The following is a 242-nucleotide window of genomic DNA, read 5'->3' as shown; positions in this document are numbered from 1 at the left end:
GTCCATAAGCAGCACCGGGGCCTCGGCTGCCAGCGCGCGGATCACGCCGATGCGCTGTTGCTGGCCACCGGACAGTTCACGCGGGTAGCGCTGCAGGTACTGCTTGGGCTCCAGCTTGATCATGTGCATCAGCTCGCGCGCACGCTCGTGGCATTTTTGCTTGTCCCAGCCGAGCAGGCGCGGGACCACGGTGATGTTCTCCTCGATGGTCATGTTGGGGAACAGGCCGATCTGCTGGATCA

General features: G+C 63.6%; 1 protein-coding gene. It reads right to left on the bottom strand.

Annotated elements, in window-relative coordinates; all coding sequences use genetic code 11:
* Nucleotides 1-242, bottom strand: a 242-nt coding sequence (locus SB765_RS33010) for an ATP-binding cassette domain-containing protein (protein ID WP_410932947.1), incomplete at both ends; no start/stop codon positions are given.

The organism is Pseudomonas sp. SIMBA_067 (assembly GCF_046534675.1).
In the GTDB taxonomy this organism is placed as follows: Bacteria; Pseudomonadota; Gammaproteobacteria; order Pseudomonadales; family Pseudomonadaceae; genus Aquipseudomonas; species Aquipseudomonas putida.
This window is presented reverse-complemented; position numbering and strand designations above follow the sequence as displayed.